The organism is Pseudomonas sp. R9.37, assembly GCF_963878885.1.
Classification (GTDB): domain Bacteria; phylum Pseudomonadota; class Gammaproteobacteria; order Pseudomonadales; family Pseudomonadaceae; genus Aquipseudomonas.
Genome location: NZ_CAWNZA010000048.1, coordinates 75828 through 93967, shown reverse-complemented (window position 1 = coordinate 93967; position 18140 = coordinate 75828). Strand labels below are relative to the sequence as shown.

Here is an 18140-nt window from a genome sequence, read left to right as displayed (position 1 = left end):
CCCTTAGAAATAACCCTGACGTTTTTTATCTTCCATCGAGCCTGCGCCATCGTGGTCGATGACACGGCCCTGGCGCTCGGAAGTTCGCGTCAGGAGCATTTCCTGAATGATGTCCGTCAGCGTCTCGGCTTCGGACTCCACCGCGCCCGTCAACGGGTAGCAGCCAAGGGTACGGAAACGTACTTTCTTTTTGACGATTCGGGCTTTGTCTTCGTCGGACAGGTGCTCGAGGATGCGGTCGTCGTCGATCATGATCAACGTGCCGTTCTTTTCGATCACATCGCGCTCGGCGGCGAAGTACAGCGGCACAATCGGAATGCCTTCCAGGTAGATGTACTGCCAGATGTCCAGCTCGGTCCAGTTGGACAGCGGGAACACACGGATCGACTCACCCTTGTTGACGTTGCCGTTGTAGACGTTCCACAGCTCCGGGCGCTGGTTTTTCGGGTCCCAGCGATGCTTGCTGTCGCGGAACGAGTACACGCGCTCTTTGGCGCGGGATTTCTCTTCATCGCGACGGGCACCGCCGAAGGCTGCGTCGAAACCATGCTTGTCCAGGGCCTGCTTGAGGCCTTCGGTTTTCATGATGTCGGTGTGCTTGGCGCTGCCGTGGGTGAACGGGTTGATGCCCTGCGCCACGCCGTCCGGGTTGACGTGGGTGATCAGGTCCAGGCCAAGCTCTTCGACCATTTTGTCGCGAAACTTGTACATCTCCTGGAATTTCCAGCGGGTGTCGACGTGCATCACCGGGAACGGCAACTTGCCCGGAAAGAAGGCCTTGCGCGCCAGGTGCAGCATCACGGCGGAGTCTTTACCGATCGAGTAGAGCATCACCGGGTTGTCGAACTCGGCGGCGACCTCGCGGATGATGTGGATGCTTTCCGCCTCCAGCTGTTTCAGATGCGTCAGTTTGTCGACCATGGCTACTCACGGAAAAACGATCTTATGGACGGCCAGCGGGCCGTGTTCGAGCGGGGCATGCTAGCACAGCACCTTCTTCTATTCAGGGAGCCGGCTAGATCGAAACGGTATATGAATATGCCGCTGGGTTTGGCCCAACTCGGTCGAATGTGGGAGCGGGCTTTTTGTGGGAGCTGGCTTGCCTGCGATACAGGCACCTCGGTCAGTCAGGCAAATGGCGGTGATGCTGTCGCAGGCAAGCGAGCTCCCACAGGGGCCTGCTGTGAGGCTCAGATCGGGTTCGGGCAATCGATGAACAGGTGCTCCAGCGCAAACCGCCGGGCCAGGTAATCGCCCAACGCCTGCACGCCATAACGCTCAGTGGCATGGTGGCCTGCGGCGATAAAGCTGATGTCGTTTTCCCGCGCGCTGTGGAAGGTTTGCTCGGACGCCTCGCCGCTCAGGTACAAGTCGACGCCAGCGGCAATCGCGTCGTCGATGTAACCCTGACCGCCGCCCGTGCACCAACCGACGCGGCGGATCATTTCGCTGCCTTCGATCAGCAGCGGCTCACGGCCCATCACATCCTGCACACGGCGAGCAAAGTCGCGAGGCGACAGGGGCTCGGCTAGGGAACCGACCAAGCCGACGATTTTGGGGTTGCTCGGGTCCAGCGGACCTTCGACGGTAATGTCCAGTTGCCGGGCGAGTTGCACGTTGTTGCCGACTTCAGGGTGCAGGTCCAGCGGCAGGTGGTAGGCGAGCAGGCTGATGTCGTGCTTGAGCAGGGTTTTCAGGCGGCGCTGTTTCATGCCGGTGATGCATGGGTTTTCGCCCTTCCAGAAATAACCGTGGTGCACCAGCACCAGGTCGGCCTGGGCTTCGACCGCGGCATCCAGCAGCGCCTGGCTTGCGGTCACGCCGCTGACGATGCGCATCACCTGCGGACGGCCCTCGACCTGCAGGCCATTGGGGCAATAATCGGCAATTTTTGCGCTGCCAAGGTAGCGGTCCGCTTCCTCGACGAGGGTGGTAAGGGGGACGGCCATAAAAGACTCCTAAATATCCCGTTCCGAGGCGCTCGCAGCCTCGTATAATGCGCGACATTATGGGCGCTCTCCCGCCCCCTGCAACCTGTCAGGACTTACTTGATGCTCAAGGCACTGCGTTTTTTTGGATGGCCATTGTTGGCTGGCGTGCTGATCGCGATGCTGATTATTCAGCGTTATCCCCAGTGGGTGGGCCTACCCAGCCTTGATGTGAACCTGCAACAGGCTCCGCAAACCAGTTCGGTGGTGCAAGGTCCGGTGACTTATGCGGACGCTGTGGTCATCGCCGCGCCCGCCGTGGTCAACCTGTACACCACCAAGGTCATCAACAAACCGGCGCATCCGCTGTTTGAAGACCCGCAATTTCGCCGCTATTTCGGCGACAACGGCCCCAAGCAGCGCCGCATGGAATCCAGCCTGGGTTCCGGGGTGATCATGAGCCCCGAAGGCTACATCCTCACCAACAACCACGTGACCACGGGTGCCGACCAGATCGTCGTGGCCCTGCGCGACGGGCGCGAAACCCTGGCCCGTGTGGTTGGCAGCGACCCGGAAACCGACCTCGCGGTGCTGAAGATCGATTTGAAAAGCCTGCCCTCGATCACCATCGGCCGCTCTGAAGGGCTGCGCGTCGGTGACGTGGCACTGGCGATCGGCAACCCGTTTGGCGTCGGCCAGACGGTGACCATGGGCATCATCAGCGCCACCGGGCGTAATCAGTTGGGGCTCAACAGCTACGAAGACTTTATCCAGACCGACGCGGCGATCAACCCGGGCAACTCCGGCGGCGCCTTGGTGGATGCCAATGGCAACCTGACCGGCATCAATACGGCGATTTTCTCCAAATCCGGCGGCTCCCAGGGCATCGGTTTTGCGATCCCGGTGAAGCTGGCCATGGAAGTGATGAAGTCGATCATCGAGCACGGCCAGGTGATTCGTGGCTGGCTGGGCATCGAAGTACAGCCGCTGACCAAGGAATTGGCTGAGTCGTTCGGTTTGACCGGACGCCCTGGCATCGTGGTCGCCGGGATCTTCCGCGACGGCCCGGCCCAGAAAGCCGGCCTGCAACTGGGCGATGTGATCCTCAGCATCGATGGCGAACCGGCCGGTGATGGCCGCAAGTCGATGAACCAGGTCGCGCGGATCAAGCCGACCGACAAGGTGGCAATCCAGGTAATGCGCAACGGCAAAGAGATCAAACTGCTGGCAGAAATCGGCCTGCGTCCACCGCCGGCGCCGGTGAAAGAAGAGGAATAACGGGATTGGGAGCCCGTTCACGGGCTCCTGTAACCTAATATTTCAAAAGAAATCCATTCTCATTAGGCATGTTATATTGTTTCAATATAGACATTGGAACGCTCTATCATGCCGCCTCGTAGATTTACCCCACTGGCTGGTCTGGCCTTGGGATTGCTGCTCGACCCCGCCTACGCCGAAGACAACTACCTCCAAGACAACACTGTCGAACTGGACACCATCAGCGTCACCGGCGACGCCTATGAATCTGCCACGGGCCCCGTCAAAGGCTATCGCGCCACCCGCTCTGCCAGCGCGACCAAAACTGACACGGCCCTGCGTGACATCCCACAATCGATCAGCGTGATTCCCGCCACGGTGCTCAACGACTTGGGCAGCACCAGCGTGGAACGCGCCCTGGAATTTGCCGGCGGCGTGTCCAGGCAAAACAACTTCGGCGGCCTGACGCTTTACGAGTACAGCGTGCGCGGCTTCACTACTTCGCAGTTCTACCAGGATGGTTTCAGCGCCAACCGTGGCTACCCGAGCACGCCAGACGCGGCCAATATCGAGCGCATTGAAGTGCTCAAAGGTCCTGCCGCCAGCCTCTACGGGCGTGGCGATCCCGGCGGTACCGTCAACATCGTCAGCAAAAAACCCCAACCGCAAGCCTTCACCACCGTGCAAACCAGTGCCGGCAGCTGGGACCGCTACCGCACAGCCCTTGATGTGAACACGCCACTGGACAGCGACGGCCGCATGCTGTCGCGCGTGAACCTGGCGGTGGAAGACAATCACAGCTTTCGCGATCACGTTGACGCCAAGCGCGTATTCGTCGCGCCATCTTTCAGCTGGCAATTGGACCCGGACACCCGCCTGCTTGTGGAAAGCGAGTTCGTGCGCCACAGCTCAACCTTCGACCGTGGCATCGTTGCGCCCCATGGCATGTCCCGCTCCACCTTCCTCGGCGAGCCCAACGACGGCAACATCCGCAACCACAACAACCGCCTCCAGGCCGCCGTGGAACACCACCTCAACGACGCCTGGCAACTGCGCCTCGCCAGCCACTATAAACAGGGCAGCCTGTGGGGCGACGCCTCGGAAAGCCGCGCGCTGAATGCCGACGGCCACACCGTCAACCGCCGCTATCGCGAACGCTCCACCGGTTGGCATGACAGCATTACCCAGCTCGAACTGCGCGGCCTGTTCGACATCGGCAGTTGGCAGCATGAACTGCTGATCGGCAGCGAATACGAGGATTACCGCAAAAAAGAACGCGTGACGGCGATTGCCGGCAGCCTCTACCCCATCGACATCTATAAACCGATCTATGGCCAGGCCAAACCCAACGGCGCGCGCTCCGGCACCGACGTCTTCGAACAGGTGAAGAGCCAGGCACTGAACCTGCAGGACCAGATCGTCTTCACCGACCGCCTGCGCGGCATGCTCGGTGCGCGCTTCGAACACGTCGAACAAAGCACCGATGACTTCACCCGCAACCACGCCAAGAGCCGGCAAACCCATGATGCCCTGACCCAGCGCGCCGGCTTGCTCTACCAGCTCACGCCGCAAGTCGGCGTGTTCGCCAACGCGTCAACATCGTTCAAACCGAACAACGGCCTGGATGCCAGCGGTAAATCCTTCGAGCCAGAAGAAGGCGTCGGTTATGAAATTGGGCTCAAGAGCGAGCTGTTCGACGATCGCCTGAGCACCACCCTCGCCGCCTTCCACATCGAAAAGAAAAATGTCCTCGCTCTCGACCCCGCCACCGATACCCAGCGCGCCATGGGCAAGGCGCGCAGCCAGGGTGTTGACCTGCAAATGAGTGGGCAAGTGACCGACGCCGTACGCGTCATCGGCGCCTTCGCCTACATCGACGCCGAAGTGACCAAGGGTGACAAAGCCATCCCTACCGGCAGCCGAATTCTCGGCGTGGCCAAGCGCAGCGCCAGCCTGCTGGGCGTGTATGAATTCCAGAATGGCGTGTTGCGCGGCTCGGACCTGGGCGCAGCGTTCACCTACGTCGGTGACCGCTCCGGCGAGGCTGGCAGCCGTTTCGAACTGCCTGCTTACCACACCGTCGACCTGCTGGCGCATTACAAAGCCAGCGACAGCGTCACCGTGGGCCTGAACCTCAACAACCTATTCGACGAAAAGTACTACGAGCGCTCCTACAGCAATTACTGGGTCACGCCCGGTGAGCCGCGCAACGTCACCGTCAGCCTGACCCTCAACCTGTAAAAGGACGCTCCCATGCAAGCCTTAAAATCCCTGGCCGTGCTCGGCCTGCTGTGTGCCAGCCAAGTTTCTGCCCACGGCCTGTGGACCGAACAGCGGCGCGGCAATATCGAAGTGATCTACGGCCACGGCGCCGAGGACAACGCCTTCAAGGCCGAGAAAATCAGCGGCGCCTGGGCGTATGACGCCAGCGCCAAGATGATTCCGGTCACCGTAGAACGCCTTGCCGACCACGCGCGCCTCAAGCCGCTCAAATCGCCCGCCGTTTTAGCCGTGGCGTTGGATAACGGCATGTGGTCGCAGACGCCGGACAAGAAGTGGATCAACCAGGGCCGCAGCCATGTGCCGGGAGCGATTGCATCGACCCAGACCTTCAAATACAGCCTGGCGATTTATCAGCCGGGGGCAAAGTTGCCGAAGCTGGATCAGATCAAGCTGCTGATCCTGCCTGAAGTGGACCCGCTGACTGTAGGACCTGGCCGGTCACTGTCGGTACGGGTGCTATTGGATGGCAAACCTGCGGCGGGGATCAAGCTGGTGGGCGACTATCGCAATGCACCGAACACCTTGAGCACCGAGACCGACAAAGACGGTCGCGCCCAGGTGCTGGTGCGTAACGAAGGGTTGAATGTGATCGCGGCGCAGGTGGAGATCCCGCTCAAGGACAATGCCGATGTGGCGACGCGCGGGCTGTTCAGTTCGCTGACGTTCCTGGGTGAGCCGCATCACGAATAAGCCCTACAAAACACTGTGGGAGCGGGCTCGCTCGCGAGGGCGGTGGCACAGTCAATACAGTCGTTGACTGACAACGCGCATTCGCGGGCAAGCCCGCTCCCACAGTTGATCTCCATCGTTTCGACAAACGGGTTAGAGTGCCAGCGGCGCTCTTTCACACAACGTGTTCAGCGCCGCAGCCCACTGCGGGTCATCATTGAGGCACGGCACCAACACCAACTCCTCGCCGCCTGCTTCGCGGAACTGCTCCAACCCACGATCCCCAATCTCTTCCAGCGTCTCAATGCAATCGGCAACAAACGCCGGGCACATCACCAGCAGCTTTTTCACGCCTTGCTGGGCCAGGGCTTCCAGGCGGGCTTCGGTGTAGGGCTCGATCCATTTTGCCCGGCCCAGGCGCGACTGGAATGCCACCGACCACTTGCCATCCGGCAGGCCCATGCGCGCGGCAAATTCCCGTGCAACGCTGAAGCATTGCGCGCGATAGCAGGTGGCAAGCACCTCGGGCGACGCGTTCTGGCAGCAGTTTGCATCCTTGAAACAATGCCCGCCGGTGGGGTCGAGCTTTTTCAGATGACGCTCGGGCAGGCCGTGAAAACTCAGGAGCAAATGATCGTAATCCTGCTCGACGTACGGCCGGGCGCTCGCAACCAGTGCCTCGAGGTATTCCGGCTGATCGTAAAAGGGCTGCAGGATCGAAAACTGCACGTTGAGCTTTTTGTCGCGCACCACACGCTTGGCTTCTTCAATCACGGTGGTCACGGTGCTGTCGGCAAACTGCGGGTATAACGGCGCCAGGGTGACTTTCTTGATCCCCTGGGCAGCCAGGCGCGTCAGCGTCGTTTCAAGCGACGGTTCGCCATAACGCATCGCCAGCTCCACCGGGCCCTGCGTCCACTGCGCGGTCATTTGCTGCTGCAAACGCCGACTCAGGACTACCAGCGGTGAACCCTCGTCCCACCAGATCGACGCGTAGGCATGCGCCGACTGCTCGGGGCGCTTGATCAGGATCAGCGACACCAGCAACCGCCGCACCGGCCACGGCAGGTCGATCACGTAAGGGTCCATCAGGAACTGATTGAGGTAGCTGCGCACATCGGCCACCGAAGTGGAGGCCGGTGAACCCAGGTTGACCAGTAACAACGCGTGATCCGTCATGCAACATCCTATCTCTAGAGGCGGCTGGACAAGTCTTCCAGGGCCGCGTGCAACTCAGTGAACTGAAAAGTGAAACCGGCCGCCAACAGCCGTTCGGGCACAGCTTTTTGCCCGCCGAGCAACAACCCGGACAACTCACCCAGCCCGACCTTCAATGCAAACGCCGGCATCGGCATGAACGCGGGACGGTGCAGCACCTGGCCCAGGGTCTTGGCGAATTCGCGGTTGCGCACCGGGTGTGGCGCGCAGGCATTATAAGGACCGCTGGCGTCCGCCTTGTGCAGAAGAAAATCAATCAGGGCGATTTGATCTTTGATATGAACCCACGGCATCCACTGCCGACCATCGCCGATCGGCCCGCCCAGCGCCAGCTTGAACGGCAGCAACAGCCGCGACAAAAAGCCGCCCTTCGCCGCCAGCACAAGGCCGGTGCGCACCAGCACTACGCGGATGCCCATGGCTTCGGCGCGCAGGGCCGTTTCTTCCCAGGCGATACACAGCTGGCTCGGGAAGTCGTCCTGCACCGGGCCGCTGGCCTCGGTCAATTCGCGCTCGCCGCCGTCGCCGTACCAACCGACCGCCGAACCGGAAATCAGCACCTGCGGTTTTTGCGCCTGGCCTTCCATCCACGCCAACAGCGTTTCGGTGAGACTGATGCGGCTGCTCCACAACAAGGCCTTGCGCTTTTTGGTCCAGGGCCGATCAGCAATGGGCGCGCCGGCCAGATTGACCACCGCATCCACGCTGCCGATCACGTCTTGCAAGCGGCCAACGCCCAACACTTGCGCACCGCACCACTTGGCAACGGTGTCCGGTTCACGGCTCCAAACGGTCAAGCGATGCCCTTGGGCAAGCCAGCGTTGGCACAGCTGGCGACCGATCAAGCCGGTACCGCCGGTCAGCAAAATATGCATGGGACACTCCTCCTGTAACGTTCGCCGCCGATCACTGGTCTATTTTATAAGCAGGGATCAATTGCAATCGGGCGTGGCTCTTGGTTGAGCCTTAGCTTTAACCATAGGCCACGCCGTAAGAACAGGTACGCCAAAACTTATACCAAAAAACAATATTGTACAGCTATTGGTGTCGGCGTAGTCTGTACCCAACGGTAAAACGAGGCCTCCCATGACTGTTCCCATCGCGATCATCGGCACCGGCATCGCCGGTCTCTCCGCCGCCCGAGCGTTAAGAGACGCGGGGCACGCTGTACAACTCTTCGATAAAAGCCGCGGCAGCGGCGGCCGCATGTCCAGCAAGCGCAGCGACGCCGGCGCGTTGGACATGGGTGCGCAATACTTCACAGCCCGCGACCGGCGCTTCGTCAACGAAGTGCAACGCTGGCAAAGCAATGGCTGGGCCGAGCAGTGGAAACCCCAGCTGTACAACTTCAAGTCCGGTCAGCTCACGCCCTCTCCCGACGAGCAAATCCGCTGGGTCGGTACGCCGCGGATGAGTGCTATCACCCGTGCGCTGCTGGATGACTTGCCGGTGGAATTCGGTTGCCGCATCACCGAAGTGTTCCAGGGCAAACAGCACTGGAACCTGCTGGACGCCGACGGCGGCAATCACGGCCCGTTCAGTCACGTCGTGATTGCCACGCCGGCGCCCCAGGCCACCGCGCTGCTCGCCGCCGCGCCGAAGCTGGCGGGTGCCGCTGCGGGTGTGAAAATGGACCCGACCTGGGCCATCGCGCTGGCTTTCGACAAACCTCTGGATACACCAATGGAAGGCTGTTTCGTCCAGGACAGCCCGCTTGACTGGCTCGCGCGCAACCGCAGCAAACCGGGACGCGATACCACCCTCGACACGTGGGTGCTGCACGCCACCAGCGCGTGGAGCAAGGCGCACCTGGACTTGCCCAAAGAAGCCGTGATCGAACACCTGCACGGCGCCTTCGCAGAGCTGCTGCACAGCGCCATGCCCGCGCCTTCTTTCAGCCTGGCGCATCGCTGGCTGTACGCGCGACCCTCCAGCGCGCATGAATTCGGGGTCCTGGCCGATGCTGACCTGGGCTTGTATGTGTGCGGCGACTGGTGCCTGTCCGGCCGGGTCGAAGGCGCTTGGCTCAGCGGCCAGGAAGCGGCGCGACGTTTGATCGAGCACCTGCAATGAACCGCATCAATCCCGCCAAACTGCTGCTGTCGAAGTGGACAGCAGCTCGTCCTCGCAACAAGGAGAAACACTTCTTGGTCACAGAATTGTTCCGTGACGAGGAAGGCACTGTGCTGGAAATCGAGCTGCAAGCCGTCATGACTCGCCGTGCTGAACGCCTGGCCTGGCAAACGTTGCAAAATGCCGAAGACTGGCGAATTGGCTGGAAGTAGTTCGCCTGAAAATACTTGTACAAAATATTTGACTTGTACAGCATCAAACCTATGATGAGATTTAGTTGTACAGACTCAAGAGTTTGTACAGGAATTTCGAAGAGGTTTGAACATGTCCAGCACTGGAAAACCGAAGATCGCCATCAGCGCGTGCCTGTTAGGCGAGAACGTGCGCTTCAATGGCGGACACAAACAATCCCTGCTGTGCAGCCAGACGCTCGCTGACTACTTCGACTTCGTGCCGCTGTGCCCTGAAGTTGCAATCGGCCTGGGCATCCCCCGCGAACCGATCCGCCTGGTGGGCGACCCTGCCCAGCCGCAGGCCGTCGGCACGGTGCGCCGTGAACTCAACGTCACGCAGCCACTGGACGAATACGGCCAGCAGATGGCGCTGGAACACACCGACCTGTGTGGCTACATCTTTATGCAGAAGTCGCCGTCGTGTGGCCTGGAACGGGTCAAGGTCTACCGTGAAAACGGTACACCTGTCGACGGCGGCGGGCGCGGCATCTACGCGCAGGCGTTCTGCGCACGCCACCCCAACCTGCCGGTGGAAGAAGACGGTCGGCTGAATGACCCGGTGTTGCGGGAGAACTTCCTGACCCGCGTCTTTGTGTACGCCAGCTGGCAACAACTGCTGGCCGAGGGCCTGACCCGCCACCGCCTGCTGGCATTTCACTCGCGCTACAAATACCTGCTGATGGCCCACAGCCCGGTGCATTACAAAAGCCTCGGCCACCTGCTGGGCAGCATGGCCAAGGACACCCGTCTCGACGAACTGGCCGCCGGCTATTTCAGCGAGCTGATGACCGGCCTGAAAAAATGCGCCACCCGCGGCACGCACACCAATGTGCTGCAACACATCAGCGGCTACCTCAAACAGGCCATCAGCGCCGACGACAAGCAGGAAATGCAAACCGTCATCGGCCAGTACCGTACCGGCATCGTACCGCTGGTGGTGCCATTGACCCTGCTCAAACACCACTTCCGCCAACACCCGGACCGTTACATCGCGCAGCAGGCCTACCTGCAACCGCACCCTGAAAATCTCAGCCTGCGTAATGCGATCTGACCCATGAAAAGTACATTATGAAAGCTGACCTGCAAGACGAACCCGGCGAAGACATCGCCCAAGCCCTCCAGGACGGTTGGCTGCCCATTCGCGAAGTGGCTCGCCAGACCGGCGTCAACGCCGTGACCCTGCGCGCCTGGGAACGCCGCTACGGCCTGATCGTGCCCCAGCGCACGCCCAAGGGCCACCGGCTGTTCAGCGCCGAACACGTGCAACGCATCCACACCATCCTGACCTGGCTCAACCGCGGCGTGCCCGTCAGCCAGGTCAAAGGCTTGATCGACTCCGCCCAGGCCAGCCCCGACACCGTCGAAAACGAATGGCACGCGCTGCGCCAGACCCTGGTGAACGCCATCAGCGCGTTGGCCGAGCGCCGGGTCGACGATGCGTTCAACCAAGCCATGGCGTTGTACCCGCCACGTACCCTGTGCGAGCAGCTGCTGCTGCCGCTGCTCCAGGAACTCGAACAACGCTGGCAAGGCCAGTTCGGCGCGCAAATGGAGCGGGTATTTTTCCTGTCCTGGCTGCGCAGCAAGTTCGGTGCGCGCATCTATCACAACAATCGCCAGCTGCAAGGCGCCCCGCTGCTGCTGGTCAACCACTCGGACTTGCCGCTGGAGCCGCACGTGTGGCTCAGCGCCTGGCTGGCCAGCAGCGCCGATTGCCCAGTGGAAGTCTTCGATTGGCCGTTGCCGGTCGGTGAGTTGGCGTTAGCGGTGGAGCACCTGCAACCGCGGGCCGTGCTGCTGTATTCGAGCAAGGCCCTGCAGGTGTCGACGCTCACCAAACTGCTGGGCGGCGTCGATTGCCCGACGCTGATTGCCGGACCAACGGTATGCATCCACCAGGCCGAGTTGGCCGTATTAACCCGTGAAACCCCTGAATTGTTCGTGGCCGAAGACCCGTTGTCGGCCCACTTGATTCTGATCCAGCGTGGACTTCTTTAAATGCATTTGATCTGGCTGCGCACCGACTTGCGCGTACACGACAACACCGCCCTGGCCGCCGCCTGCCAGCGAGGCCCGGTTGCGGCCGTGTACCTGATCACTCCCGAACAGTGGCTGGCCCACGACGACGCACCGTGCAAAGTCGACTTCTGGCTGCGCAACCTGCAGCACTTGAGCCAGACGCTCGGCGAGCTGAACATTCCCCTGCTGATCCGCACCACCGCGACCTGGGACCAGGCGCCCGCCGTACTGGGCACGCTGTGTCGGGAGCTGTCGGTCGAGTCGGTCCACGTCAACGAGGAATACGGCATCCACGAAACCCGCCGCGATGCCGCCGTGGCCCAGGCTCTGGAAACCCAGGGCGTGACGTTCCACAGCTACCTGGACCAATTGTTCTTCCAGCCCGGCAGCGTGCTGACCAAAACCGGCACGTACTTTCAGGTCTTCAGCCAGTTCCGCAAAGTCTGCTACAGCCGCCTGCACAGCGCCCTTCCCCGCGTGGTGGCGACACCCAAAGCCCAGGCGCCGATCAAGCTGAAAAGCGATCCGATACCTGCACAGGTCGAAGGGTTCGAGCCGCCCAGCGAAGCTTTGCGCGCGCTCTGGCCGGCCGGTGAAGACGAAGCACGCCGCCGTCTCGACGCCTTCGCCGATCAACAAATCAGCTACTACAAAGATGAGCGCGACTTCCCTGCCAAACCCGGTACCAGCCAACTGTCCGCCTACCTTGCCGCTGGCGTAGTCTCGCCCCGCCAGTGCCTGCATGCCGCCTTGCAAACCAACCAGGGCGAGTTTGAAAGTGGCGATATCGGCGCGATCACGTGGATCAACGAGCTGCTCTGGCGCGAGTTCTACAAACATATTCTGGTCGGCTATCCACGAGTGTCACGCCACCGTGCGTTCCGTCCCGAGACCGAAGCGGTGGCCTGGCGCGATGCGCCCAAGGATCTCGCCGCCTGGCAGCAAGCGCGCACCGGCTTGCCGATCATCGACGCCGCCATGCGCCAGTTGCTCGAAACCGGCTGGATGCACAATCGCCTGCGCATGGTGGTCGCGATGTTCCTGACCAAGAACCTGCTGATCGACTGGCGCGAAGGCGAGCGCTTCTTCATGCGCCACCTGATCGACGGCGATCTGGCTGCCAACAACGGCGGCTGGCAGTGGAGTTCCTCCACCGGCACCGACTCGGCGCCGTATTTCCGGATTTTCAGCCCGCTGAGCCAGTCGGAAAAATTCGACAGCGAAGGCGTGTTCATCAAGCACTGGCTGCCGGAACTGGCGGCGCTGAACAAGAAGGAAGTGCACAACCCCGAGGCGGTCGGCGGCCTGTTTGGCGTGGCCGACTACCCACGCGCTATCGTCGACCTGAAAAAGTCCCGCGAGCGCGCCCTGGCCGCCTTCCGCAGCCTGCCCTCGCGCCAGGGGGTTGCCGAACATGAGTGACTTCCTGCACCGGTTCGCCCAGGCCTTTGCGACGCTGGACAAGCACAACCTGCACCTGCTCGACAGCCTCTACAGCAAGGACATCGCCTTCACCGACCCGCTGCATGAAGTGCACGGGCTGACGGCGCTGCACCGCTATTTCACCGAGCTGTATGGCAATGTGAGCCAGCTGCGTTTTGACTTTCACGGCTTCGACCAAGTGGCCGAAGGCGAAGGCTACCTGCGCTGGAAGATGAGTTTTTGCCACCCGCGCCTGAACAGCGCCAAGGTGATCCGGGTTGAAGGCTGCTCACACCTGATGTGGCGCGACAAGGTGTACCGGCACCGGGATTATTTCGATGCAGGCGCTCTGCTCTACGAACACCTGCCAGTACTCGGCCGCGTCGTCAGTTGGCTGAAAAGGAGAATGGGATGAGCCTTACACCGCCTCGCCGATATTGGCTGACCGGCGCCAGCAGTGGCATCGGCGCGTCGCTGGCCGTCGAGCTGCTCAACAGCGGCGCCCACGTGGCCCTCAGCTCACGCACGAAAGGCCCGCTGGAAGCCCTCGCCCAACGTTATCCAGGCCAAGTGCTGGTGGTGGCTGGCGACCTGACCAACAGCCAGACCGTGCGTGAGATCGGCGAGCACATCGGCGTGGTCTGGGGCTCCGTCGATACGGTGATTCTCAACGCCGGCACCTGTGAATATGTCGATGCCAAGCAATTTGATGCATCGATTGTCGAGTACGTGGTGCGCACCAACTTGCTGGCCAGCAGCTATTGCATCGAAGCTGCGCTGCCGCTGTTGCGCGCCGGGCATTCCCCGCACCTGGTCGGCGTGGCCAGCGCTGTCACCTACCTGCCCATGCCCCGCGCCGAAGCCTATGGTGCGTCCAAGGCCGGGCTGCGCTACCTGTTCGAATCCCTGCGCATCAGCCTGTCGCCGGAGAACATTGACGTCACGGTGATCAGCCCGGGCTTTGTCGACACCCCGCTGACCGAACGCAACGACTTCCCGATGCCCCTGAGCTGGTCCGCCGACAAGGCCGCGCGGCACATCTTCGCCAAGCTGGCAAAACGTCCGCTGGAAATTGCCTTTCCCGCCATGTTTATCGCCACTTTGTGGCCGCTGTCGAAGCTGCCCAACCGTGCGCAACTGATCATCGGCAAACGCATGTTGCGCAGCCCGCCACCGAAGAAGGACGACCTGTGAAGATCGCCATTATCGGCAGCGGCATCGCCGGGCTGACCAGTGCTTACCTGCTCAGCCGTCGCCACGACATCACGGTGTTCGAAGCGGGCGAGCGCATCGGCGGGCATACCCACACGGTCGACGTCACGGTTGAGGGTAAACGCTACGCGGTGGACACCGGGTTTATCGTGTTCAACGACTGGACCTACCCCAACTTCATTCGCTTGCTGGGGCAGATTGGCGTCACCTTCAAACCCACCGAAATGAGTTTTTCGGTGTGCGACCAAAGCGCCGGATTCGAGTACAACGGCAACAACCTCAACAGCCTGTTTGCCCAACGCCGCAATATTCTGTCGCCAGGGTTCTGGGGCATGTTGCGCGACATTCTGCGCTTCAATCGCCAGGCACCGCTGGACCTGCAGGAACAGCGCATCAGCGCCCAGATGACCCTGGGCGATTACCTCGAAGCCGGCGGCTATGGCCCACGCTTTATCCGGCATTACATCGTGCCGATGGGCGCGGCGATCTGGTCGATGTCCCTGGCTGACATGCTCGGCTTTCCGTTGCAGTTCTTTGTGCGCTTTTTCAAGAACCACGGTTTGCTCTCGGTGAACAACCGGCCGCAGTGGTGCGTGATCGAGGGCGGGTCGGGCAGCTACATCGAACCGCTGACGCGCAGCTTTCGCGAACAGGTGCGCCTCAATTGCCCGGTGCATAACGTCGAGCGTACCGACGATGGCGTTGTGATCCACAGCGCCGCCGGCAGCGAGACCTTTGACCGGGTCGTGCTGGCCTGCCACAGCGACCAGGCCCTGGCCTTGCTGGCCGACCCCAGCACGGCTGAACAGGAAATCCTCGGCGCGCTGCCTTACGCCGACAACGATGTGGTGCTGCACACCGACACGCGCCTGCTGCCGGACCGCAAGCTCGCCTGGGCCAGCTGGAATTATCGGCTGAGCGGCGATACCCAAATCCAGGCCGCCGTCACTTACGACATGAACATTCTGCAAGGCATCGACAGCGCCACCACCTTTTGCGTCAGCCTTAACCAGACGCCAATGATCAACCCGCTGAAGATCCTCGCGCGCTTCACCTACGCGCACCCGCAATACAGCCTCGCGGCGGTCGCTGCCCAAGCGCGCTGGGAAGAATTGGCGGGCACGCGCAACACCTTTTTTTGCGGCGCCTACTGGGCCAATGGTTTCCACGAAGACGGCGTGGTCAGCGCATTGCGCGTGGCTCAAGCCTTTGGAGAAACCCTGTGAACAGCGCCCTGTACAGCGGCTGGATCGCCCATCGCCGGTTTGCGCCCAAGGCTCACGCCTTTCGCTACCGCATCGGCCTGCTGTACCTGGATTTGAGCGAACAGGACGAAGTGCTCGGGCTGTCGCCCCTGGCCGGCAACAGCCGCCTGGCGCCCTTCGGCTTTCGCCAGCAGGACTACCTGCGTGAATTCACGCGCCACGGCATGAGCTTGAGCGATGCCGTGCGCCAGGAAGTTGGCAAGGCGCTGGGGCGCGAGCCCCAGGGCGTTATCTGCCTACTGACCCAGGCTCGCAGTTGGGGCCTGGCTTTTAACCCGGTGAGTTTCTTCTACTGCTTCGAGGCCGATGGGCAACTGGCCGCGATCCTGTGTGAAGTGACCAACACCCCATGGCGCGAGCGTTATCACTACGTGCTGCCGGCCCAGGCGCTCGGCGCCGATGAGCATCAGCACTTCGCCGTGGCCAAGGCCTTCCATGTGTCGCCGTTTTTGCCGCGCGACCTGGAGTACCGCATGAGTTTCAGCCCGCCCGCCGCCAAGCTCGGCGTGCACATGGCCGACTGGCAAGGTGAGCTGAAGGTTTTCGACGCCACGCTGAGCCTGCACAAGGAGGCGTTGAACCGCGCCAGCCTGCATCGCTACCTGTGGCGCTTCCCGTGGATGACCGCCAAGACGTGCCTGGCCATTTACTGGCAGGCCATGCGCCTGTTGCTCAAACGCACACCGATTTTTTCCCATCAGGCCGCCGATGGCGCCTCTCGCACCGCAGTCGGGTATACCAAGGATCGCCGCCATGAAATCCCCTAGCTTATCGGTCAAGACCAATCGCCTGAACGTCAACGGCATGACCAGCGCATTGCTGCGCAAGGCCGTGCTGCGCCAACTCAGCCAACTGCGCCACGGCCAACTGGTGGTGATCGAGGACGGCGAACGCCAAGTGTTCGGCGCCCGCGAAGCGCACCTGCTGGGGGAAATCCAGATCCTCGACTCGGCAGTGTGGGGTCTGGTGGCGGCCAACGGCTCGATCGGCGCCGGTGAGGCGTTTATCCACGGTTACTGGACCAGCCCGGACTTGACCGCCGTGGTGCGCGTGATGGTCAGCAACCTTGAGGTGCTCGACGCCATGGAAGGGGGCCTGGCGCGCCTGGCACGCCCCTTCACTCAAGGCCTGCACTGGCTCAACCGCAATACGCGCAAGGGCTCGCAGAAAAACATCGCCGCCCACTATGACCTGGGCAACGACCTGTTCGAAGAATTCCTCGACCCGACCATGATGTACTCGGCGGCGCAATTTCTGACGCCCGATGACACCCTGGAACAGGCGCAATTGAACAAGCTGGAGCGCATCTGCCAAAAGCTTGCACTCAAGCCCACCGACCATCTGCTCGAAATCGGCACCGGCTGGGGCAGCATGGCGCTGTACGCAGCGCAGCACTATGGCTGCAAAGTCACCACCACGACCTTGTCCAAAGAGCAGTTTGCCTACACCCAAAAGCGCATCGAGGCCCTGGGACTGCAGGACCAGGTGACCCTGTTGTTGCAGGACTACCGCGACCTGACCGGTCAATACGACAAGTTGGTGTCCATCGAGATGATCGAAGCGGTGGGCCATCGCTTCCTGCCGACCTACTTCAAGCAATGCGCGCATTTGCTCAAGAGCGACGGCCTGATGCTGCTGCAAGCCATCACCATTCGCGAGCAGCGTTTTGAGCAGGCCAAGAACAGCGTCGATTTCATCCAGCGCTATATTTTCCCCGGCGGCGCCCTGCCCTGCGTGCAGAACATGCTGCACATCGTCAGCCGCGACACCGACATGAACCTGCTGCACATGGAAGACTTCGGCCTGCACTACGCAAAAACCCTGCGCCTGTGGCATGAGAACTTCCGCCGCGCCCATGGCCGGCTCGCCGAGTTGGGCTACGATGAATACTTCCTGCGCTTGTGGGAATTCTATTTGTGCTACTGCGAAGGCGGGTTCATGGAACGTACGATAGGCACCGCGCAGTTGCTGCTGGCAAAACCTGCGGCAATCAACCCACCCTTGCTCGGGCGTTTCAGTGCTTAAATCGCTGGCGAACGCCGTACTGTTCCAGTGCGGCTGGTTTGCCTGTGTGCTGGGGGGCGACAGCGGATGGTTGCTGGTAGTCGGTGCAGTGCTGGCTATTCACCTGCTGTGGATAAGTTCATGGTCGCGGGAAGGCCAGGTGATCCTCGCCGTCACGCTGCTGGGCACTGTGGTGGATACCGCATTGCGCACCTTTGGCGTCTTTCATTTCAGTTTTCCGGGGCCGCTGATTCCGTTTTGGCTGGTGCTGCTGTGGGCGTTGCTCGCCACCACGCTACGCCATTGCCTGGCCTGGAGTGCCCAGCCCTGGTGGCGCGCCAGCGTGTTGGGCGCAGTCGGCGGGCCGTTGTCTTATTACGCGGGTAGCCAATTGGCCGGCGTGAATTTCGGTTACGGCACGGCGCCAACCCTGGTCGGCCTGGCGCTGCTTTGGGCGCTGGTGTTCCCGGTGCTGCACTGGATCGCCCGACAACTGGGGCACTGACGTCCGTCAGAGCTTTTACACCTACCTGACACGCTTGCCTTACACTGCGCGC

The 18140-nt window shown here is 61.6% G+C and carries 18 protein-coding genes; 14 read left to right on the top strand and 4 right to left on the bottom strand.

What is annotated here, in order from left to right; all coding sequences use genetic code 11:
- Positions 1-3: 3 nt before the first annotated feature.
- Positions 4-921 (bottom strand): sulfate adenylyltransferase subunit CysD, encoded by a 918-nt coding sequence (gene cysD, locus AACU78_RS26465; protein ID WP_017137614.1) that lies wholly within the window; start codon positions 919-921, stop codon positions 4-6.
- A gap of 269 nt (positions 922-1190) precedes the next feature.
- On the bottom strand, positions 1191-1949 hold the full coding sequence (locus AACU78_RS26460; protein ID WP_106578580.1) for a Nif3-like dinuclear metal center hexameric protein: 759 nt from the start codon (positions 1947-1949) through the stop codon (positions 1191-1193).
- A 102-nt stretch (positions 1950-2051) separates the two neighbouring features.
- Here AACU78_RS26460 and algW point away from each other — a divergent pair, with 102 nt between their 5' ends.
- The 3 genes from algW to AACU78_RS26445 all read left to right on the top strand — a co-directional run bounded on the left by algW (position 2052) and on the right by AACU78_RS26445 (position 6158).
- Positions 2052-3206 (top strand): Do family serine endopeptidase AlgW, encoded by a 1155-nt coding sequence (algW, locus tag AACU78_RS26455; RefSeq protein ID WP_106578579.1) that lies wholly within the window; start codon positions 2052-2054, stop codon positions 3204-3206.
- Positions 3207-3314: 108 nt separating this feature from the next.
- Positions 3315-5426, top strand: coding sequence for a TonB-dependent siderophore receptor (locus AACU78_RS26450; protein WP_106578578.1), 2112 nt, complete (start codon positions 3315-3317; stop codon positions 5424-5426).
- A gap of 12 nt (positions 5427-5438) precedes the next feature.
- Complete coding sequence (locus AACU78_RS26445) at positions 5439-6158, top strand: DUF4198 domain-containing protein (protein WP_106578577.1); 720 nt, start codon at positions 5439-5441, stop codon at positions 6156-6158.
- A gap of 132 nt (positions 6159-6290) precedes the next feature.
- Here AACU78_RS26445 and hemH read toward each other — a convergent pair whose 3' ends face one another.
- A complete protein-coding gene (gene hemH / locus AACU78_RS26440) occupies positions 6291-7316 on the bottom strand; it encodes a ferrochelatase (RefSeq protein ID WP_106578576.1) in 1026 nt (341 codons plus the stop codon).
- Between the two features lie 14 nt (positions 7317-7330).
- Positions 7331-8230 carry a TIGR01777 family oxidoreductase gene (locus AACU78_RS26435; protein ID WP_106578575.1) on the bottom strand — a complete coding sequence of 300 codons (900 nt, stop codon included), beginning with the start codon at positions 8228-8230 and terminating at the stop codon, positions 7331-7333.
- Between the two features lie 211 nt (positions 8231-8441).
- Here AACU78_RS26435 and AACU78_RS26430 point away from each other — a divergent pair, with 211 nt between their 5' ends.
- The 11 genes from AACU78_RS26430 (at position 8442) to AACU78_RS26380 (ending at position 18088) form a co-directional block, all read left to right on the top strand.
- Positions 8442-9428: an NAD(P)/FAD-dependent oxidoreductase gene (locus tag AACU78_RS26430; RefSeq protein WP_106578574.1), complete on the top strand. Its 987-nt coding sequence runs from the start codon at positions 8442-8444 to the stop codon at positions 9426-9428.
- Complete coding sequence (locus AACU78_RS26425; protein WP_106578573.1) at positions 9425-9640, top strand: TIGR02450 family Trp-rich protein; 216 nt, start codon at positions 9425-9427, stop codon at positions 9638-9640. Before AACU78_RS26430 ends, AACU78_RS26425 begins: the two co-directional genes overlap by 4 nt.
- A 112-nt stretch (positions 9641-9752) precedes the next feature.
- The gene (locus AACU78_RS26420; protein ID WP_106578572.1) at positions 9753-10712 is read left to right on the top strand and encodes a YbgA family protein; all 960 of its coding nucleotides are present in this window, start codon (positions 9753-9755) and stop codon (positions 10710-10712) included.
- A gap of 17 nt (positions 10713-10729) precedes the next feature.
- Complete coding sequence (locus AACU78_RS26415) at positions 10730-11659, top strand: MerR family transcriptional regulator (RefSeq protein WP_106578571.1); 930 nt, start codon at positions 10730-10732, stop codon at positions 11657-11659.
- Positions 11660-13102 (top strand): deoxyribodipyrimidine photo-lyase, encoded by a 1443-nt coding sequence (phrB, locus tag AACU78_RS26410; RefSeq protein WP_106578570.1) that lies wholly within the window; start codon positions 11660-11662, stop codon positions 13100-13102. It begins immediately after the preceding gene.
- Positions 13095-13517 carry a nuclear transport factor 2 family protein gene (locus tag AACU78_RS26405; RefSeq protein ID WP_106578569.1) on the top strand — a complete coding sequence of 141 codons (423 nt, stop codon included), beginning with the start codon at positions 13095-13097 and terminating at the stop codon, positions 13515-13517. The genes phrB and AACU78_RS26405 overlap by 8 nt, the downstream gene beginning before the upstream one ends.
- Positions 13514-14296 carry an SDR family NAD(P)-dependent oxidoreductase gene (locus AACU78_RS26400; protein WP_106578568.1) on the top strand — a complete coding sequence of 261 codons (783 nt, stop codon included), beginning with the start codon at positions 13514-13516 and terminating at the stop codon, positions 14294-14296. The genes AACU78_RS26405 and AACU78_RS26400 overlap by 4 nt, the downstream gene beginning before the upstream one ends.
- Positions 14293-15540, top strand: coding sequence for an NAD(P)/FAD-dependent oxidoreductase (locus AACU78_RS26395; protein ID WP_106578567.1), 1248 nt, complete (start codon positions 14293-14295; stop codon positions 15538-15540). The genes AACU78_RS26400 and AACU78_RS26395 overlap by 4 nt, the downstream gene beginning before the upstream one ends.
- Positions 15537-16346 (top strand): DUF1365 domain-containing protein, encoded by an 810-nt coding sequence (locus AACU78_RS26390; RefSeq protein WP_106578566.1) that lies wholly within the window; start codon positions 15537-15539, stop codon positions 16344-16346. Before AACU78_RS26395 ends, AACU78_RS26390 begins: the two co-directional genes overlap by 4 nt.
- Entirely contained in the window at positions 16333-17604 is a 1272-nt protein-coding gene (locus AACU78_RS26385; protein WP_106578565.1) for an SAM-dependent methyltransferase, read from the top strand. Before AACU78_RS26390 ends, AACU78_RS26385 begins: the two co-directional genes overlap by 14 nt.
- Entirely contained in the window at positions 17597-18088 is a 492-nt protein-coding gene (locus tag AACU78_RS26380; RefSeq protein WP_106578564.1) for a DUF2878 domain-containing protein, read from the top strand. The genes AACU78_RS26385 and AACU78_RS26380 overlap by 8 nt, the downstream gene beginning before the upstream one ends.
- The last annotated feature ends 52 nt before the right edge of the window (positions 18089-18140 follow it).